This window comes from Luteibacter sp., assembly GCF_036500425.1.
Classification (GTDB): domain Bacteria; phylum Pseudomonadota; class Gammaproteobacteria; order Xanthomonadales; family Rhodanobacteraceae; genus Luteibacter.
In genome coordinates, this window is sequence record NZ_DASYCB010000014.1 from 11,982 (window position 1) to 29,909 (window position 17,928).

Annotated in this window: 15 protein-coding genes; 8 read left to right on the forward strand and 7 right to left on the reverse strand. The window is 65.8% G+C overall.

The features are described 5' to 3' along the window. Nucleotide 1 precedes the first annotated feature (1 nt). The 4 genes from cyoC to VGN46_RS02590 are packed head-to-tail and all read left to right on the forward strand — an operon-like array spanning nucleotide 2 to nucleotide 2,764. The gene (cyoC, locus tag VGN46_RS02575) at nucleotides 2–628 is read left to right on the forward strand and encodes a cytochrome o ubiquinol oxidase subunit III (protein WP_331640407.1); all 627 of its coding nucleotides are present in this window, start codon (nucleotides 2–4) and stop codon (nucleotides 626–628) included. Further along, nucleotides 625–1,029, forward strand: coding sequence for a cytochrome o ubiquinol oxidase subunit IV (gene cyoD / locus VGN46_RS02580; protein ID WP_331640303.1), 405 nt, complete (start codon nucleotides 625–627; stop codon nucleotides 1,027–1,029). The genes cyoC and cyoD overlap by 4 nt, the downstream gene beginning before the upstream one ends. Then, on the forward strand, nucleotides 1,026–1,799 hold the full coding sequence (locus tag VGN46_RS02585; RefSeq protein ID WP_331640305.1) for an SURF1 family protein: 774 nt from the start codon (nucleotides 1,026–1,028) through the stop codon (nucleotides 1,797–1,799). The genes cyoD and VGN46_RS02585 overlap by 4 nt, the downstream gene beginning before the upstream one ends. A 41-nt stretch (nucleotides 1,800–1,840) precedes the next feature. Further along, nucleotides 1,841–2,764, forward strand: coding sequence for a DUF535 family protein (locus VGN46_RS02590; RefSeq protein WP_331640307.1), 924 nt, complete (start codon nucleotides 1,841–1,843; stop codon nucleotides 2,762–2,764). On the opposite strand, the gene VGN46_RS02595 is transcribed toward VGN46_RS02590, so the two are convergent. The 3 genes from VGN46_RS02595 to VGN46_RS02605 form a co-directional block, all read right to left on the reverse strand. After that, nucleotides 2,752–5,166, reverse strand: a complete 2,415-nt coding sequence (locus tag VGN46_RS02595) for a TonB-dependent receptor (RefSeq protein ID WP_331640309.1) — start codon at nucleotides 5,164–5,166, stop codon at nucleotides 2,752–2,754. The genes VGN46_RS02590 and VGN46_RS02595 overlap by 13 nt on opposite strands. 89 nt (nucleotides 5,167–5,255) lie before the next feature. Next, nucleotides 5,256–6,275 (reverse strand): FecR family protein, encoded by a 1,020-nt coding sequence (locus VGN46_RS02600; RefSeq protein WP_331640311.1) that lies wholly within the window; start codon nucleotides 6,273–6,275, stop codon nucleotides 5,256–5,258. Then, nucleotides 6,275–6,835, reverse strand: coding sequence for an RNA polymerase sigma factor (locus VGN46_RS02605; RefSeq protein WP_331640313.1), 561 nt, complete (start codon nucleotides 6,833–6,835; stop codon nucleotides 6,275–6,277). Before VGN46_RS02605 ends, VGN46_RS02600 begins: the two co-directional genes overlap by 1 nt. Nucleotides 6,836–7,068: 233 nt before the next feature. Between VGN46_RS02605 and VGN46_RS02610 the strand changes: the two genes are divergently transcribed. After that, nucleotides 7,069–9,261: a prolyl oligopeptidase family serine peptidase gene (locus VGN46_RS02610; protein ID WP_331640314.1), complete on the forward strand. Its 2,193-nt coding sequence runs from the start codon at nucleotides 7,069–7,071 to the stop codon at nucleotides 9,259–9,261. Nucleotides 9,262–9,340: 79 nt separating this feature from the next. Then, on the forward strand, nucleotides 9,341–11,020 hold the full coding sequence (locus VGN46_RS02615; protein ID WP_331640316.1) for a glycosyltransferase family 39 protein: 1,680 nt from the start codon (nucleotides 9,341–9,343) through the stop codon (nucleotides 11,018–11,020). Nucleotides 11,021–11,046: 26 nt separating this feature from the next. On the opposite strand, the gene VGN46_RS02620 is transcribed toward VGN46_RS02615, so the two are convergent. Then, nucleotides 11,047–11,673, reverse strand: a complete 627-nt coding sequence (locus tag VGN46_RS02620; RefSeq protein WP_331640318.1) for a YrbL family protein — start codon at nucleotides 11,671–11,673, stop codon at nucleotides 11,047–11,049. A 129-nt stretch (nucleotides 11,674–11,802) separates the two neighbouring features. Here VGN46_RS02620 and VGN46_RS02625 point away from each other — a divergent pair, with 129 nt between their 5' ends. Together VGN46_RS02625 and VGN46_RS02630 are read left to right on the forward strand one after the other, a co-directional pair. After that, a complete protein-coding gene (locus VGN46_RS02625; RefSeq protein ID WP_331640320.1) occupies nucleotides 11,803–13,713 on the forward strand; it encodes an LTA synthase family protein in 1,911 nt (636 codons plus the stop codon). Nucleotides 13,714–13,748: 35 nt separating this feature from the next. Next, nucleotides 13,749–14,594, forward strand: coding sequence for a class I SAM-dependent methyltransferase (locus VGN46_RS02630; protein ID WP_331640322.1), 846 nt, complete (start codon nucleotides 13,749–13,751; stop codon nucleotides 14,592–14,594). Nucleotides 14,595–14,597: 3 nt separating this feature from the next. Here VGN46_RS02630 and VGN46_RS02635 read toward each other — a convergent pair whose 3' ends face one another. From VGN46_RS02635 to VGN46_RS02645, 3 genes are all read right to left on the reverse strand, one after another. Then, nucleotides 14,598–16,217 (reverse strand): response regulator, encoded by a 1,620-nt coding sequence (locus tag VGN46_RS02635; protein WP_331640324.1) that lies wholly within the window; start codon nucleotides 16,215–16,217, stop codon nucleotides 14,598–14,600. A 69-nt stretch (nucleotides 16,218–16,286) separates the two neighbouring features. After that, complete coding sequence (locus VGN46_RS02640) at nucleotides 16,287–17,153, reverse strand: cobalamin-binding protein (protein WP_331640326.1); 867 nt, start codon at nucleotides 17,151–17,153, stop codon at nucleotides 16,287–16,289. Continuing rightward, a complete protein-coding gene (locus VGN46_RS02645) occupies nucleotides 17,150–17,926 on the reverse strand; it encodes an ABC transporter ATP-binding protein (protein ID WP_331640328.1) in 777 nt (258 codons plus the stop codon). The genes VGN46_RS02640 and VGN46_RS02645 overlap by 4 nt, the downstream gene beginning before the upstream one ends. Nucleotides 17,927–17,928 lie beyond the last annotated feature (2 nt).

A 17,928-nucleotide genomic window follows, 5' to 3' on the forward strand; every position in this document is an offset into this window, starting at 1 on the left:
TATGCACGCTACCCCGTCCGCGGCACTCGCGGAAAACCAGACGCAGTTCTGGATGACCAAGGACCACCATCCGGAAAACGGAACCCTGCTCGGGTTCTGGATCTACCTGATGAGTGACTGCCTGATCTTCGCCAGCCTGTTCGCCGTTTATGGCGTGCTGGGCCGCAGCTACGCCGGTGGCCCGTCGGGTGCGGATCTGTTCGAACTGCCGCTGGTGGCGCTCAACACCACCATGCTGCTGCTCTCCTCGATCACCTACGGCTTTGCCGTGCTGGAGATGCAGAAGAACCGCCGCGGCACGATGATGGCCTGGCTCATCATCACCGGCCTGTTCGGCCTCGCGTTCCTCGGCATTGAAATGTACGAGTTCGCGCACCTGATTCATGAAGGTGCCGGCCCGCAGCGCAGCGCGTTCCTCTCTTCGTTCTTCACCCTGGTCGGCACCCACGGCCTGCACGTCACCTTCGGTATCGTGTGGCTGGTCACGCTGCTGGTCCAGGTTGGCAAGCACGGGCTGACCGGCGCGAACAAACGCCGCATCATGTGCCTGTCCATGTTCTGGCACTTCCTCGACGTGGTCTGGATCGGTGTCTTCACCTTCGTTTACCTGATGGGAGTGCTGCCGTGAGCGCGCACGCTGAATCGCACGATCACCACGATCACGACCACCACGACGACGAAGTCGTCAGCCACAGCACGCTGGGCGGTTATCTTCTCGGCTTCTTCCTGGCCGTGGTGCTTACCGCCATTCCGTTCTGGCTTGTCATGGGCAAGGTCATCCCGGATACCCGCACGATCTCGGTGGTGCTGCTTTCGTTCGCGGCCATCCAGATCGTGGTGCACATGATCTACTTCCTGCACATGGATACGAAATCGCAGGGTGGCTGGAATATGCTGGCGCTGATCTTCACCCTGATCCTGGTGGTGATTACCCTGTCGGGTTCGATCTGGGTCATGTTCCACATGAACGCCAATATGATGCCGGGCATGTCCCATGACATGAGCCAGCAGGTGAAGAACCTGCCTTGAGCGCATCACGGGCAAATGACCACGAGACGCCGCGCCCTTCGCGCGGCGTCTTCGTTCTGGGCCTGCTCGCCCTGTTCGGCGCGGTGGTCTTCGCTGCGTTCGTGGCGCTGGGCACCTGGCAGGTCCACCGTCGTGCCTGGAAGCACGAGTTGATCGAGCGGGTCGATGCCCGCGTCCACGCCCAACCGGTGGATGCGCCCGGCCGCGGCCAGTGGGCTCTGGTTTCCGCGGAAAGCGATGAGTACCGCCGGGTCAAGCTGTCGGGCACGTTCCTGCAGGACAAAAGCGTGCGCGTGCGTGCCAGCACGGAACTGGGCCTGGGGTCGTGGCTGATGACGCCGTTGCGCCGTGATAACGGCGAGGTGGTGCTGGTCAACCGCGGCTTCGTCACGCCGAGCTGGTGTGCGGGCAAGGCGACCTGTCCCACGGGGCCGGCTGGCCACACGATGGTCACGGGCCTGCTCCGTATGACCGAGCCCAAAGGCGCGTTCCTGCAGAAGAATGACCCGGCAGGCGGGCGCTGGTTCTCGCGCGATGTGGCGGCGATCACCCTGGCCGGCGGCCTGGCCGATGCCGCGCCGTACTTCGTGGATGCCGACGCCGCGTCGGCGCCAGGCCGCACGGATGGGAGTGATGCCCCGGTGGGCGGCCTGACAGTCATTGCCTTCCCGGATAACCACCTCCAGTACGCGCTGACCTGGTACGCCCTGGCCTTGCTCACCCTGGTCGGTGCCTGGGTGGTCTGGCGCGACCAGCGCAAGCGCCGCTAAGCCGGCGTTTCAATTTTCGGCGCCCCGGACGTCTTAGGGAGATGCAGCCTCGCATCTCCCACAGCCGCACGCTCCATGACCTGCCCCTGGGCTGGTCGCCGCCCACCGCCGACATCGGTGGGCTACGCCTGATGATCGAGCATTTCCGCCGCCGTGCCACACAGCGGCACCGGTTCCCGCTCACGGAGAACCGCGTGCGCTACTTGTGGCGCACGCTGCGGGCACTGCCGCGGCAGGCCGCCTGGCTGCGGCTGGTGGGTCGTTCCCGCGATATGCGCGCGGCCGCCGAGGTGAATCCCGCGCTCTATGAGCGCTGGCAGCCGCACTACATTTCCCGTCGCTTCGACATGGTGGACCGCGCCCGGATTATCGAGGCGCACTACCGCTTCGTGTCTCGCGAGTTTCCGGAGCGGCTTCGGCTGCGCCTGCTTAAGGGCCATGACGTGCGCCTGGCGACGCTCCCTCTCGGCGATGGGCAGGTGGCTTATGTGCACGCCCGGGCCCCCGAGAGCGCGCAGTGCGGGGAGCTCGGCCTGTACCTGTTGAATGCGGACAAGGAAGTGATCTCGTCGTGCGCGCTGACCTTCGCCGGTGCGGAGGGCATCCTGGTCGGGGCGATGCGCGGTTCCTGGGCATACCTCGGGCGGGCGGCGATCACCGGCTTCACGCGCGCATCAGGTGGATTGCACCCGCGCGAGCTCTTGCTCGCCGTGGTTCGCGCCCTCGCCACGTATTACGGCGTGCCGCGTATTCGTGGCGTCTCGGTCGCGCAGCACCCGCAAGACCGCCGCGCCGGTGTCACCCTGGCCGCCTACGACCGTTTCTGGCGTCGGCATGGCGGCGTCGCGGGTGCGAGTGGCTGTTACGAGGTACCCGTGCAGGGCCTGCCCACCGGTCACACGGCTCGCGACGCGTTCCGGCGCGAGGCTTGCGAAGTGGTGCTCAAGTCGTTTCAGAAATCGTAGGAACCGGTGAGCAGCACCGTACGGCCCTGGCGGATCGGCACGAACGTATCGTCGAAATTGACCGCATAGAGCGTGCGGGCGAAGAGATTCTTCACGCCCAGGGTGAGCCGCCAGTGCTCACCGTAGCGAGTGACATTGGTTTCCACGCTGGCCTGGCCCGGGATACCGAAGTACTGGCCATTTTCCGCGCTGGTACGACCAAGGCTCCGGCTCCGGGCGAGGATGCCCGCGGCCACGCCCCAGCTTTGCAGTGGGCCGCCACCGAAGCGATAGCTACCCCATACGGCAGCCTGGTGTTTCGGCGAGCCGGTGGGCCGGGTGTCGTCGTGGTTGTGGATACGCGCCTCGGTCAGGCTGGCAAGGACATCGAAGCCCGGCGCGATGTTGCCGCTGAACTCCAGTTCCAGGCCGCGATTGGTCTGCCCTGGCCCCGGCGTGGCGAAGTAAGGGGGCTCGGGCGATACCAGGTCGATGCTGTGATCGACGTGGATCCGATAAACCGCAGCCGTTAGTCGCGCCCGCTGGTCGAAGAGATCGAACTTGCCGCCCACCTCCAACTGCCGCGAGGTCACCGCGGGTAGTGGCTGGCCATCCTTGCCCAGTAGCGGATCCGGCTGGAAGCCCACCGCGGTGTCCGCATACAACGACACGGTCGGCGCCAGTTTGTAGACCACGCCGAGCTTCGGTACCCAGCGCGATTTGCGCTGGCGGCGCGGCAAGCCATCTTCCCAGTGAGTATCCAGCTGGTAGGTGGTACGGCGTACGGCAGCGAGCACATTCCAGCGTTCGCCGATCGCGACCTGGTCCTGCAGATAGAGCCCGGCATTGGTCTGCCACGATCCACCGAGGTTCTGTACGGTGGTGACCGGCGCCACGAGCGAATTGAATTTCCCGGACATGCGTGTGCCCGTCACCAGGTTGAAGGCGATGGGGGTGGTGACGATCTGTGCATCACGATCGGTATCAGCCGATTCCAGCGTTTCGACGGTGCTGCCGCCGCCGCTGTCACCCGCATGCGTCCGGGCCACGTCGAAACCCAGCAGCACGGTGTGCGTGGTCTCACCATGGCTGAACGTCGTGCGCAGATCGTTCTGCCAGGTCCAGTAGCTTCCCTGGTAGCGGAAGCTCCGCGCTACCGGCGTCAGGTAACCCGCGAAACCTCCATTGACGTACGACCAGTTACGTCCATCGCTGCGCTGGCGCACGTACTGGCCCTGGCTATGGAAGCTCCAGTCGTTGCTGAAGTCGTGGTCGAACTCGAACACGGCTCGCGTGGTGCGGTACGTGGAATATTCGTCCGGTGTGTCGGGCAGGTCGCGATAGGGCGACGCCGTCGCCAGCGACGCGCCAAGGAGCACCGTGTGTTCAGGGCCGGGTACGCGGTTGTCCACGTACTCCAGGCCACCCATCACCCGGGTGTCCGTGCCCTGCCAGGCGAACGATGGCGCAAGGTAACCGCCCCGTCCGTTGCCATGCCCTTGTGGGGTGCGCTCACCGCTCTGACCGGCCGCGACGAGGCGATAGGTCCACGCGCCGTCATTCGACAGCTTGCCGGCGAGGTCCAGGCCCAGGCGCGCGCCATCGTATTCGCCCGCCGACCAGGTGAGCGTCCGTACGGTATCGGCTTGTGGCCGCTTCATCACGACGTTGATCGAGCCGCCGAAATTATTGTTCTGTGAGGCATCGCCGAGGATCGCTTCGGGGCCGCGCAAGACTTCGACCCGCTCGATGCCGATCAGCGGCGGCAGGTCGTCCGTGCGCGCGATGCCATTCGGCATGCCGTCCGTCATGCCATTGCCGGCATCAAACCCGCGGATCAGGAACAGCGGCGAGCCGCCGTACCCATCGACGTACTGGACACCTGCGACATAGCGGGCCACATCGCCAATGCTTACCGCCTGCTGCGAAGCGATGACCTCGCGGGTTACGACGCTGATCGACTGCGGGACATCGCTGAGGTTGGCTTCGGTGCGCGTGGCGGTGCGGGAGGTATCGGCCTTGAACCCATCATCTGCGAGGATGCCGCGGACATCCACCGTCGCCAACGGCGTGACGGCGTGCGGGTCGAAGGCGATATAGGGGTCGACCGGAGCGGGCACCGCATTGTCGGGCTGCTGCTTCTGGCGGACCACCACCGTGTGCGAGTCGTACGATTCGCGCTCGAGATCGGTACCTTCCAGCAGTTCGTCCAATGCGGCGTTGGGCGTGAGCAAGCCGCTTGCACCGGTGGAACGCCAGCTCGCGATACTGCCAGATGCGGTCAATACCTGGACGTTGGCCTGCTTACCCCAGGCGAGCAGGGCGGTCGCCATGGGCTGCGGGGCGATCGCAAACGGCAGCACGGAGCCGGACTCGCCGGCGGGCGATCCTTCCCCGGCCAGGGCAGGGTGGAGCGCTAGCATCAACGCAAGCGCGAGCGCGCCGGTGGTTACGCGCCGGCGCCCGCGAACGGTGTGCTGCAAGACCTGCGGCCCCACGACTTCGGGTTGGGTCAGCGCGGTTTTGGACCCCGCGCCATGGATGTTTGTCGCGTTAGCTCCAGGTGGTCGGCATACGTATCCACCCGGACGGGGAAGACGCGCGGCAAGGCCGCCACCCAACTGTCGATGGTATCGACCTGGACCGTGCCAGTAAACGTCAGGCGCGAAAGTACCGGGTCGGTCATGCGGACCGGGCGGCTACTGTACCGGTTCACATTCTCCAGTACCGACGACAGGGGCTCGTTGACGAACTCGAGCCGGTGTTCGCGCCAGGCGGTCGCAGTAACCGGGTCGATATCGAGGATCCGCATGGCCTTGGTCTCAGGGTCGAACGAGACTTCACGACCGGCGCCGAGTTCCACGGTGCCCCCATCACTCTGATCGGCCGAGGGCGATACGCGCACGCGGCCCTCGGTCACGGCGACGGTCACGCGGTCGCCGGTACGGCGCACGTTGAAGGCGGTACCCAGGTCACGGATACGCAGCGGACCCGCAGTCACCACGAAGGGTCGTTCGGCATGGGCGACCCGGAAGAAGGCTTCGCCGGCATCCAGGTCGATCGCGCGGATATCGTGGCCATAGCGGGCCGTGATCGACGTCGCGCCGCCCAGTTCGATACTGGAGCCATCGGGAAGATCGATATCCCTGTGCCCTGCGCGCTCGCTGGCATAGGCGCGCGGCGCTTCCGGACCATGCCGGTACGCCAGGAACAGCCCGCTGCCGATGACCACGACCGCGGCCAGGCCGGCGGCGAGGGCGAGCATGGTCCGTCGCGGCGCACGCCGGTTCGTGCTGGCGCGGGGCGCGAAGCGGGCGATGAGGTCGGCCCGCTGGTCGTCCTGCATCGCAGCTGCCGTTTCGGCCATCGCGCAGGCGCGGTCGAACGCTTCCGCGTGGCGCGGATCGGCTTCCAGCCAGGCGGTCCACTGGGCCAGGGCCTGGTCGGGGAGTGCCGGGTCGCGCAGGCGGGCCCACCATTCGGCGGCCGCGTGTTCGATCCGGTGGGCGGGGGCGAAGCTCGAAGGACTCATCAGAGGGTCTCCGCACGGTCACGGCGGTCGCGGCAATGCGCCAGGGCATGGCCAACGTGGTAGCGCACCATGCGCTCGCTCAGGTTCATTTCTTTGGCGACAGCCGCGAAATCGCGGCCATCGATCACATGCATCACGAACGCCCGGCTGGTCTTCGGGGGCAGCTCGTCCAGCGACACCCGCAAATCGCGCCACTGTTGCACGGCGGCGGCGTGCTGTTCGGGGATGGGCGTGACGTGCCAGTCATCGAGGTCGGGATCGACCGGGGCAGCGGCGCGTACGTTGCGCATCCGCAGGCGGTCGACGGCCAGGTTGGAAGCGGCGCGGAACAGAAACGCCCGGGGCGAGTCGATCTTCGTGGCGTCATCCAGGGTAAGCAGCTTCAGGTACACCTCCTGGGCAACTTCCTGGGCATCGGCGAGCGAATTCAGCCGGGCGCGCAGGAAGGCGACCAGGGCCGCGTTGTGCTCGCGGAAGAGGGCGACGACTTGATCGGCCCGTCGTCCGCGTGGCGCGCCAGTCGCCTCGGATGGATCCATCGTCTGGGGTACCGCGTTCATGAGGGGGTTCCGCGTATAGGGTCGCACGGTGCGGAACCGGCGTGCGTACGGGCAGGGACGCACGCCGGTATCCGCACCGGCGAACACCCTAGACGTCCCAGCCACGAAAAATTGAAATGGCCCCCTATTTGCCGGATTCGCCTTCGGCCGCTTGAGGGATGCGGACAGCCGGGCGGATCGGGATAGTTGGCGCCACGGCGCGCCCCGGGGCGGCGCGAACCTGGGGATACGCCATGAACTGCCGGAATGGGATGTTTGTCCTGTCGTGCCTGCTCGTGCCGGCGATCGTCGCGGCGCCGCCGCCGCCCCTGGCGCCGGAACACCCGGTGACCGATACCTATTTTGGCCGGATCGTGGTTGATCCCTACCGCTGGCTGGAAGATGCCAGTTCCCCCGACACCAGCGCCTGGCTTGAGGCGCAGGCCAGCCACGCACGTTCGACGCTGGATGGCTTGCCGGGCCGCGAGGCCTTCGCAGCTCGAGTTCGCGTCTTCAGCGACGCGGCACCGTTCTCCAACAGTTACGTCCGCCAGGCAGGTGGCAAGCTGTTTTTCGTCAAGCGCCTGCGCGGGCAAAGCCAGGGTGCACTGGTCGTGCGGCCGGCGCAGGGTGGCCGCGAGCGGACCTTGATCGATCTCGAAGCCATGGTCGGGAAAGGCCACCATGTTTCACTGATGGACTACCGGGTCAGCGAGGACGGCAAGGTCCTCGCCGCCGTCATGCAAGAGGGTGGCGCAGAAATCGGAACGGCACACTTCTATGACGTCACCACGGGCAAGGCGCGTGCGGAGACCGTGACGGGTCTCTTTACGGACATGTTCTACCTCAGCGCCGACGGCCGCTCGTTCTACTACTTGCAGCGCGAAACGTTGCCGCCCGGCACGGCCGACGTAGATCTCCTTCGCCACCTCACCGCGATGATCCATCGGTTGGGCACGTCCGCGAAGACCGACGTACGCGCTGCTGGCCAGGGTGCATCATCAGGCATCGTGGTGGCGGACTTTGCCGCGCCGATCGTCAAGCCAACTGACCACGCCGCGTGGGCCACGGCCTTCGTCGTCCCGGCGGACAGCCTGTTCATCCATGTCTGGATTCGACCTGCGAAGGGCGGTGGGGCGTGGCGCAAACTGGCCGGCACGGATGACATGGTGTCTGATGTCTATGCACGGGATGACGCGATCTATCTGGTGAGCTACCGCGATGCACCGAATGGACGCCTGCTTCGAATCACAGGACCGGCACCTGATCTCGCCCATGCCCAGGTGGTCGTACCCGAGAGCGACGATGTCATCACTACCGGGGAGCCCATAGCCCCCGGTGCCCTGGTGCCTGCCTCGGATGCCCTGTACGTGCACATCATGCGGCTTGGCCGCGGCCACATGCTGCGCGTGCCTTATGGTGACGACGCGCAGCCACAGGAGGTGCCGTTACCGGATCAACTGCAAGTCGTCAGGAGTTCCTCGAACCAGGGTGAACCCGGTGTCATGGTCCGCCTGCAGTCATGGACCGATCCCGGCGATATGTACCGTTATGACCCGGTTCGCAACTCCGTCAAAGCGACAGGCCTCACGGTGCGCAACGACATCGACCTGCGTGACCTGGTGGCCGAGGAGGTCATGGTCACAGGCAGGGATGGCACCCAGGTGCCGTTATCGATCATCTATCGGAAGGGTTTGCGTCGCGATGGCAGTGCACCCGCCTTGCTGACCGGCTACGGCGCCTACGGTGCGATCGAATTTCCATACTACGCGCGCAATATGAATGCCTGGCTCGAGAGAGGCGGTGTCTACGCTGATGCGCACGTGCGCGGCGGCGGCGAACTGGGCGAGCGCTGGCATCTCGCCGGCCAGAAAGCTACCAAGCACAACACCTGGGAAGACTTTCTGGCATGCGCCGACTATCTTGTCGAGAACGGATACACGTCGCGAAAGAGGATGGGCGCATGGTCGCAGAGTGCGGGTGGGATCCTGATCGGCCGGGCCATAACCGCGAGCCCCACGGCGTTCGCAGCCGTGGTCGATGGCGTGCCGTTGTCCGATACCCTGCGCTATGAAACCGATAGCAATGGTCCAAGCAACGTGTCCGAATTCGGAACGATAAAGACGCCGGAAGGTGCCGATGCGCTCTTCAAGATGAGTTCGTACCACCATGTGACGAAAGGCACGGTGTATCCGGCGGTGCTGGTGACGGCGGGCGCCAACGATCCGCGGGTGCCTGTCTGGCAAGGTGCGAAGATGGCCGCGATGCTGCAGGCGTCGACGCGGGGTGGCCCCGTGTTACTGCGTGTTAACCGGGATGCGGGGCACTTCGCTGACACGGCAGCGCAGGATGTGTCGGATGTTGCGGATATCGCCGCCTTCCTGCTGTGGCAGTTCGGCGATCCGGCGTTCCAACCACCGACGCCGGAACGCATCGCGACAAAGTGAGCCTTTCATAAGGGTCCTGTAAGGGCTTCGACACGTAGTGTGGGCTAGCATCTCCGTATGACTACGGGCTGGCTGCCGCATGCGTTCCACTGACGATCAAAGAGCGTTGCGGCACTTCGCCTGGTTCATGCTGATCGCGTTGGTCGTGCTTGCCGCTGGCATCGGCTTGCGGGATCCATGGCCGCCGGATGAGCCGCGCTTCGCCCTGGTAGCGAAGCAGATGCTCGAATCCGGCCAGTGGTTGTTCCCGCACCGTGGCATGGAGCTGTACTCGGATAAGCCACCGATGCTGATGTGGACGGAAGCCGCGTGGATGTGGCTCACCGGTGGCTGGCGCGGTGCCTTCCTGCTGACGTCCTTGTTCTCAGGCCTCGGCACCCTGGCGCTCACGTGGCATCTCGGCCGCCGGCTCTGGGATGCACGCACGGGGCTTTACGCTGCGGGCATCGTGCTCATGTCCATGCCGTTCGTGGAGGTCGTGCGCCACGCACAGATCGACCCACTGAACCTGTTCTGGATCACGCTGGGCAATACCGGCATTCTCCTGCACTGCCTGCGTGGTCCGAACTGGCGCATGTACTGGCTTGGCTGTTTCGCCGCCGGCCTGGGTGTTATCACGAAGGGTGTGGGCGTGATCGCCTTGTTCATGCTCTTGCCGTACGTTGTCGTGCGAGCGCGGGGATGGCCTGGCGTACTGCATACGCGCGGCGACGGCTGGCGCTGGGCCGGCGGAGTGCTGGCGTTCCTGCTGGCTATCGCGTTGTGGCTGGGGCCGATGCTCGCCACCGCGTATGGCCACCGCGCGCCGGAATATCTCGCGTACGTCAACGACATCCTGTTTCGCCAGACCGCCGAGCGCTACGCCAACTCGTGGCAGCACGAAGAAGCACCGTGGTATTTCCTCGGCGTGATCGCGATCGGATGGTTGCCGACCTGGCTGCTGGTTCCGTTCCTGGTCCCGTCATGGCGTGATGCGCTACGCCTTCGCGAGCCGCGCGTATGGATTCCGCTGGCCTGGAGCGTCCTCGTACTGATCTTTTTCTCAATCCCGCGTGGCAAGCGCGAGATCTACATCCTGCCGATGTTGCCCATGCTGGCGATCGCCATGGCGCCGTATGTGGTGGAACTCGTAAAAACGCGCTGGCTACCGCGCGTAGCCTTTTGGCTAACGATCCTCTGTGGCGCGGCGTTCGCTGCCGCTGGCACCTGGGCACTGATCGCCGCGCCCAGTGCGGCGCGGCGTATCGCCCGAGGCTACGAACTGGCGGGTCACGGGCAGGCGCTATGGGTGTACGTGATCATCGTGGGTGTGGGTTATTTCGTGGCGGCTGCCGTGTTCCGGCCGCGTCGTGGCGTGGCAGCCTTGCTGGGCGGCATGGCGCTAGGCTGGATCATCTGGCCTCTCGGCACGTATCCCCTGCTTAACGAAAACCAGTCCGCACGGGCAGTCATGGTGGCGGCCGATGAGGCGATCGGTGTGGATGGGAAGATGGGCCTGGTGGCCTGGCGCGAGGAGAACCTGCTGCAGGCAAAGCGCCCCGTCGTCGAATTCGGATTTGCCCGCGCCGCAGCGGACCAGCTCGCCGATGCACGCGCATGGCAGGCTGAGGATCCGGCGCATCGCTACATCTTCGCCAACGACGATGCGCTGGATAGCTGCGTCGTGAAGGACCACGTGCGCATCCTGGGCACGGCCAACCGCGTGGATTTCGTGCTGCTGCCCGCCGATGCAACAAAACCCGGCTGCACCCCCTTGTAGGAGCGCGCTCCTACAAAGGCGTCGCGTCAGGTCGTGGTCTTGGGCGCTTCGGCGATCGTGCGTTTGAGCATGCGCTCGTATTTTCTCTTGGTGCGGGCGGCATTGTGCGAGCGCTTCATCGATTGATGCGGAATGATGTTCTTCTCGCCGAAGCCGTCGATCATTACCAGGCGCGGGCCGCCGCGCGAATCTTCGCCGTACACCACGTTCCACGCGTGCAGGTCGGCGGCGATCGTATCGTGGCTGAGCAGGCGCGCGTAGAACGCTTCCATCTCGGCGCGGGTGCGCTCGGTGAACCCCTCGGCCTTGACCCAGTCGTGCAGGGTCGGCGCCAGTCGCCCATCCGGGGTGCGCACCTTCTCCACGACCTGGCCCAAGCCGATATCGGTCATTTCCAGGCCGACGACGCGGGCGATGGGGGAGGTCTCGTAGCCGCCTACATAGACACTGGTGACGTACTCGCGGAACTCACGCACGAAATCCTTGTAGGGGCCGCAGCGGGCGAGCCGCCGGTACCAGGGGGCCTGGTTCCATCGCGTTTCGATGGAGGCGCTGGAAATCACTTTCACAAGGAGGTTTTCGTCGTCCGGGTGCTGGTACACCTCACGGACATGGCCGGTGGCAATGGGCGTGGCGTCGGCCAGTCTGAACATCGTGGATCCTCATGGGCGCCCCGAAAGGCTGCCGGAAGTTGCTGGTAAGGCGCACAGTGTAAAGTGACCGGGCAGTAACATGCCCGTCATCACGCGGCAGCCGCGCCGCGCCCAGCCCGGAACTCCCTTGTGCGCAAGCTAATCTGGCGTTTCGTCGCCGCTGTCCTCGTCTTCCTGACCCTGGCCCGCCTGGGCTTATCCGCATGGCAGTGGACCCGAGTCCATGATGCGGGCGGTCTCTGGCCCGTGCTGCTGGGTGGCTGGCGGATCGATCTGTCCCTGCTGGCCATGGTCATCGCGGTGCCGGCCCTGCTGGCGCCGTGGCTGGGCCACCGGGCGTGGCCCACCCGTATCACCGCGTGGTGGCTTCGCCTGTGGTGGCTGCTCTATGTGCTGCTCGAGGTTTCTACGCCGCAATTTATCGTCGAGTACGACACCCGCCCGAATCGCCTGTACTTCGAGTACCTGACGAGCCCGCATGAAGTCGCGGCCATGCTGTGGAACGGCTACAAGCTCTCGGTCGGCGCGGGCCTGGTCGTCTTCGCGCTGATCGCCTGGATGGGCTTCAAGCTGCTGCCGACGCGGCGCCCGGATGCGCGCGCCGTGCGCGGCTGGATGCGCCCGGTGGCGACGGTCCTCGTCTTCTGCGTTCTGTTCCTCGCCGGGCGAGGCACGCTGCAGCATCGACCGCTCAACGCATCGCAGGTGGCCTTCACCAACGATGCCATGGTCAACACGCTGCCGTTGAACTCACTCTACAACGTGCTCAACGCGGCCTTGGCGCTCGGTAACGAACGTTCCGCCTCGGCGGTGTACGGCAAGCTACCCGATGCCGAAATGAACGCTATCGTCCGTGATACCGCAGGGTTCACCGGCGCGCCGCTCAACCCCGACTATCCCTCGTTGCACAAGCAGGTGGCCACGCGCCAGGATGGTAAGCCGCTCAACCTCGTGATCATCCTCGAGGAGAGCCTGGGGGCGCAGTTCGTCGGCAGCCTGGGTGGCGCGGGCTACACGCCGGAGCTCGACAAGCTTTCCAACGATGGCTGGTGGCTGGAACGCACGTACGCCACGGGTACGCGCAGCGCGCGCGGGCTCGAGGCGGTCACCACGGGTTTCCTGCCTACGCCGGCCGAAGCCGTGCTGAAGCTGCCGCGTAGCCAGCGCGATTTCTTCACGCTGGGCGCCTTGCTCGATACCTTCGGTTACCACACGCGCTTCCTCTACGGCGGCGAAGCGCACTTCGACAACATGCGTTCGTTCTTCTTCGGCAACGGCTTCAACGAAGTGGTCGACAGCGCCAGCTTCAAGACCAAGCCGGGCTTTGTCGGCTCATGGGGCGCCTCCGACGAAGATATGTTCAATGAGCTGCACCAGCGCCTGCTCGACGATGGCGACAAGCCGACGCTGACTGTCGCGTTCTCGGTGTCGAACCACACGCCGTGGGAATACCCGGCGGGACGCATCACGCCCGAGGGCGAACCGGCCAGCAACGCCAATGCCGTGCGCTACGCCGATTGGTCGATCGGCCAGTTCTTCGCGAAGGCAAAGACGTCGCCGTACTGGAGCCACACCGTTTTCCTGATCGTGGCCGACCACGATGCACGGGTGTTCGGTGCCAGCCTGGTGCCCGTGCGGCATTTCCACATCCCGGCGCTGATCCTGGGCGCGGGCGTGCCGGTGAAGAAAGACGAGCACATCGTGAGCCAGGTCGACCTGGCGCCGACCCTGCTTTCGCTGATCGGCATCAGCAGCGAGCACCCGATGCTCGGTGCCGACCTGACCCAGCGTTATCCCGACCGCGCGATCATGCAGTACGGCGACAACTACGGTTACCTGAAGGGCGATACCTTGCTGGTCCTTCGCCCGAACCAGCCGCCGACGCAATACCACTACGGCGTGGAAGGCGAGAAACTCGATCCGCAGGCCGTGGACCCGCAACTGGAAAAGGTCGCCCTGGCCCACGCCCTGTGGCCCAGCTGGGCGTATAGCCACCAGCGCTACCGCCTCGCGCCGAAGTCCGCTGACGCGCACCCCTGAACCTGCCACGGTCATCGGTGGCCTACAATCCGCCGATGACCGCAGCGCTTGCCCACGCCCTCCGCCTGCTCGCCGAACACGGCGATGCGCGGCCATGGCTGGCGCAGGCGCGCCGCGATGGCTCGCTCATGGCCGTGGCGCTGTCGCACGCGGCCACCGGTGAGGGCGAACACGGCGCGTACGATCAACCGCATGCCTTCGAGGTATTCATCCGCGCCGGAGGCAACCCGCCCCTGTATGCCGAGGTAAGCGCGGCGCTGGCCCGCCTCTACGAACAACTCGGCGCGCGCTGCCTGCTCGATATCGGCGTGGGCGACGGCATGGCCCTGTTGCCCGCGCTAGGACAGACCCGGCGGGCGCCGGCCACCGTGGATGTCGTGGAGCCCTCTGGCGGCTTGCTCGATACGCTGCGGCCGCGCCTGCCGGCCGGCAAAGCCTGGCAACTCACCCTTCAGGCGTTCCTTGCCCAGCTGGCGCCAGAGCGGCGCTGGGATCTCGCCCAATCCACCTTCGCGCTGCAATCGATCCCACCGGGGGAGCGACTCACCGCACTCAAGCGGCTACGCCGCCATGTCACTCGCCTGGCGATCGTGGAGTTCGACGTGCCGTTGTTCGCCAACGCCGGCGAGCGCTTCAGCTCGCTGGCGGCCCGTTACGAGCGCGCTGCGCGCGAATACGGCGAGGATGCGCCGCTGGTCGCCGGCGGCTTCCTCGCCCCGATGTTGCTTGGCCAGTTACGCGCCACCACGCCGTCGAACTGGGAGCAGCCGATCAGCGCGTGGCAGGAGGAACTCGTGCGCGCAGGCTACCGCGTGGCCTCAACCAGCCACGTGCACGACTACAGCTGGGCGCCGGCCTGGCTTATCGTCGCCAAGGCCTGAGGCCTAGCCCTCGCTGGGCAACGCGCGGACGATGGCCTCCTCGAGCGACGCTTGCGAATAGGGCTTGGCGAGGCGGGGCCGCTCGAGCCGCACGCCGGCTGGCAGGTCGGCGTAGCCGGTGGCGATGATCACCGGCAGCGATGGCGAGCGATCGCGCAGCTGCATGGCGAGTTGAGCGCCGGTCATATGCGGCATGGCGTGATCCGTCACCACGACATCCACGGGATGATCCACCAGCAGGCGCAAAGCCTCCGCGCCTGATCTCGCCGTTACGACGTCATAGCCGAGGTCCTCGAGCATTTCCACCGTGGTATCACGGACGAGGTCATCGTCATCCACCATCATGATGCTGAGCCGCTTCGTTCCCGTACCCGGCCGCCTGGATAGCGGTTCCTCCGCACGCGGGATGTCCATAGACGCCGTCGCTGCCATCGCCGGCAGCCAGATCTCCGCCGTCGTACCCGCATCCGGCTGGCTGCGCAGTACCAGCATGCCGCCGAGCTGTTCGGCCAGACCGTGCACCATGGACAGGCCGAGCCCGGTGCCCTTACCGACACCTTTCGTGGTGAAGAAGGGTTCGGTCGCGCGTTTCAGCGTGTGCTCGTCCATGCCCGCACCCGAATCGGACAGCGCCAGCCGTACATAATGACCCGCCGGGAGGCGTTCATCGGTGAGATTGACCCACGCCTCGCTCGTCGTGATGACGATGGTTCCTACGCCATCCATCGCGTCGCGAGCATTGGCCGCCAGGTTGAGCAGTGCCGATTCCAACTGGCTCGCATCGGCTTCCACGGCGGGAAGGCCCTTCGCGAAATGGGTTTCAACCGTGATCGTGCTACCGAGTGAGCGCCGCATCCCCTCGGCCATACCGTCGATAAGCACGCGGAGGTCCACCCGTTCCGCCTTCAGGTCCTGGCGGCGTGCGAAGGCGAGCATGCGGCGGGTGAGCGAGCTGCCACGCTCTGCCCCGGCGCGGGCGTTATCGACCAGGCGGAGCAGCATCGGATCCTGCGGTATGCGCTCGCGCAGCAGCTCCAGGCTGCCCTGGACCGCCATGAGCAGGTTGTTGAAATCGTGTGCGATGCCACCGGTGAGACTGCCCAGTGCCTCCATTTTCTGTTCTTCGGCACGCACGTATTCCGTGGTTTCCACGACGATGGCGATCACCCCGCCGGGCATGCCGCTCTCGTCGAGCACCGGCGAGTAATCGAGATTCATCCACACCGACTCAGGCTTGTTATGCCGCTGCAAGGTCAGGCGTTGGTTCTTATATGCAAGCGTGCCGCCGGCCAGGCCCACGCGCATCACGTTGTCATTGAAATCCGCGATCTCGTCCCAGCCCTGCCGCACCTCAGAACCCAGCAGCTGCGGGTGGCGTCCGCCCGCGAACACGGAGTAGGCATCGTTGTAAATCATGATGCCCTTCTCACCCCACAGGAGCACGATGGGAACCGGCGAAAGCAGTAGCAGGCTGGTCGCGGTGCGCAGGCTTTGCGGCCAGGTCGCCAGCGGGCCCAGTTCCGTCGTTTCCCAGTGGAACGCGCGAATCAACGCGCCGAGTTCGCCGCCACCGTCGAGCCAGGCGAGATCGCGATTCACGGCAGGTGGAAAAGCGTCGGTCATCAGTACGGCCGGTGGGTCAGCGGCTAAAATGTAACCACGGCAAATGTGATGACAGCCGCAAGACCCGGCCTAGGGCGTGCGATGGCGCGCTTCGTCGAGCTTCAGGCAGAGCGTGCGCACGCTGGGCAGGATCGATGGCGAAGGCAGTGCCAGCGTCGGCGCATCAATGACCATGACGTTACCGTAGCGGGCGGCGGCCAGCGCGCCTGCCTGTTTCCACGGCGCGAGGGAGTCGCCCTCGCCACCCGCCGTCATGATCACGTCCGGCTGGCGTGCCAGCACGGCTTCGCGGCCGACGGTCGGTGCAGCCTGGGTGAGGTCGTTGAAGATGCTTTCGCCACCGCACAGGTCGAGCGCGTCCGAGATCATCTGCGCGCGTCCCACCGTCATCAACGGCCGGTCCCAGATCTGGAAGAACACTTTCAGTCGCTTCTTGCCGATGAAGGCGCTGCGCAATCCGTCCAGGGCCCGGGTAAACGCGAGAGCGTTGGCGTTCGCCACCGCCTCGGTACCGGCGAGTTGACCGAACCGCCGCGTGGCCGCGGGAATATCGACCAGTCGCGTCGTTTCCGCGTAATAAATGGGGATGCCGAGGCGCGCGAGCTTATCCACCTGCGCGGCGGGCGTGCCGCTTTTCCATACCATGATCAAGTCGGGCCGCAGCGCCACGATACGCTCGAGATCGAGCATCGTGGCATCGCCGACCACGGGGATGTGGCGCGCTGCATCGGGGTGCTCGCTAAAGCGCGAGGTGCCAACAACGAAGCTGCCCGCGCCCGCGGCGTACAGTGTATCGGTGATGTTCGGCGCCAGGCTGACGATCCGGTGCGCCGGTGCAGGCAAGGTGACCGTGCGTCCCGCATCGTCCGTCACGCGGATGGCGGCGTTGGCCGCCCCGGTGGCCAACAGGGCGAGCAGAACGAGGGAACGCATCATGGTCGGGTATCCGTAAGGCGCGCGGCGCGGAAGAACACCTCGCCATCGATCGTGATGCCGCGGATCGGGTGATGGAACGCGGCGGTAAGGTGGGCGGGTGTCACCACGGTGTCCTTCGTGCCGGCGAGCGCGCCGCCATGGCCGTCCAGCAGTACCGCATGCGTCGCATGCTGCATGGCGAGGTTGATGTCATGAACGGTAAATACCACGGCGTGACCGGCGCGCGATGCGAGGACCAGCTCATGCAGCGTCTTCATCTGGTGGTGCAGGTCAAGCGACGACAAGGGCTCGTCCAGCAGCATCACGTCGACGTCCTGCGCGAACAGCGCTGCGATGTTCACGCGCTGGCGCTCGCCGCCCGATAGCGTGGTGATGTCACGCTCAGCGAGACTTTCGAGCTCGAAACGCGACAAGGCCGCGCGCACGGTGCTCATGTCTTCATCGCCCCACGCCCAGAACGGCAGACGCGGGTGGCGCGCGGCGGTCACGGCTTCCATCACGGTCAGGCTGAAGGCATCGACCACCGATTGCGGCAAGAAACCGCGCCGCCTCGCGAGGTCGAGCGGCTTCCAGCTCGCCACGTCTCGACCCTCGAGCAGCACGCGGCCGCCCTCGGCAGCGCGCAGGCCGGCCAGTGTGCGCAGCAGCGTGGATTTGCCGGCACCGTTGGGGCCGAGCACACACCACACCTGGCCCGGCTCGATGCGCAGGTCCAGCGCATCGACCAGCTGGCGGTCGCGAACGGCCAGGCGCAGGCGCTCGGTGGCGAGCATGG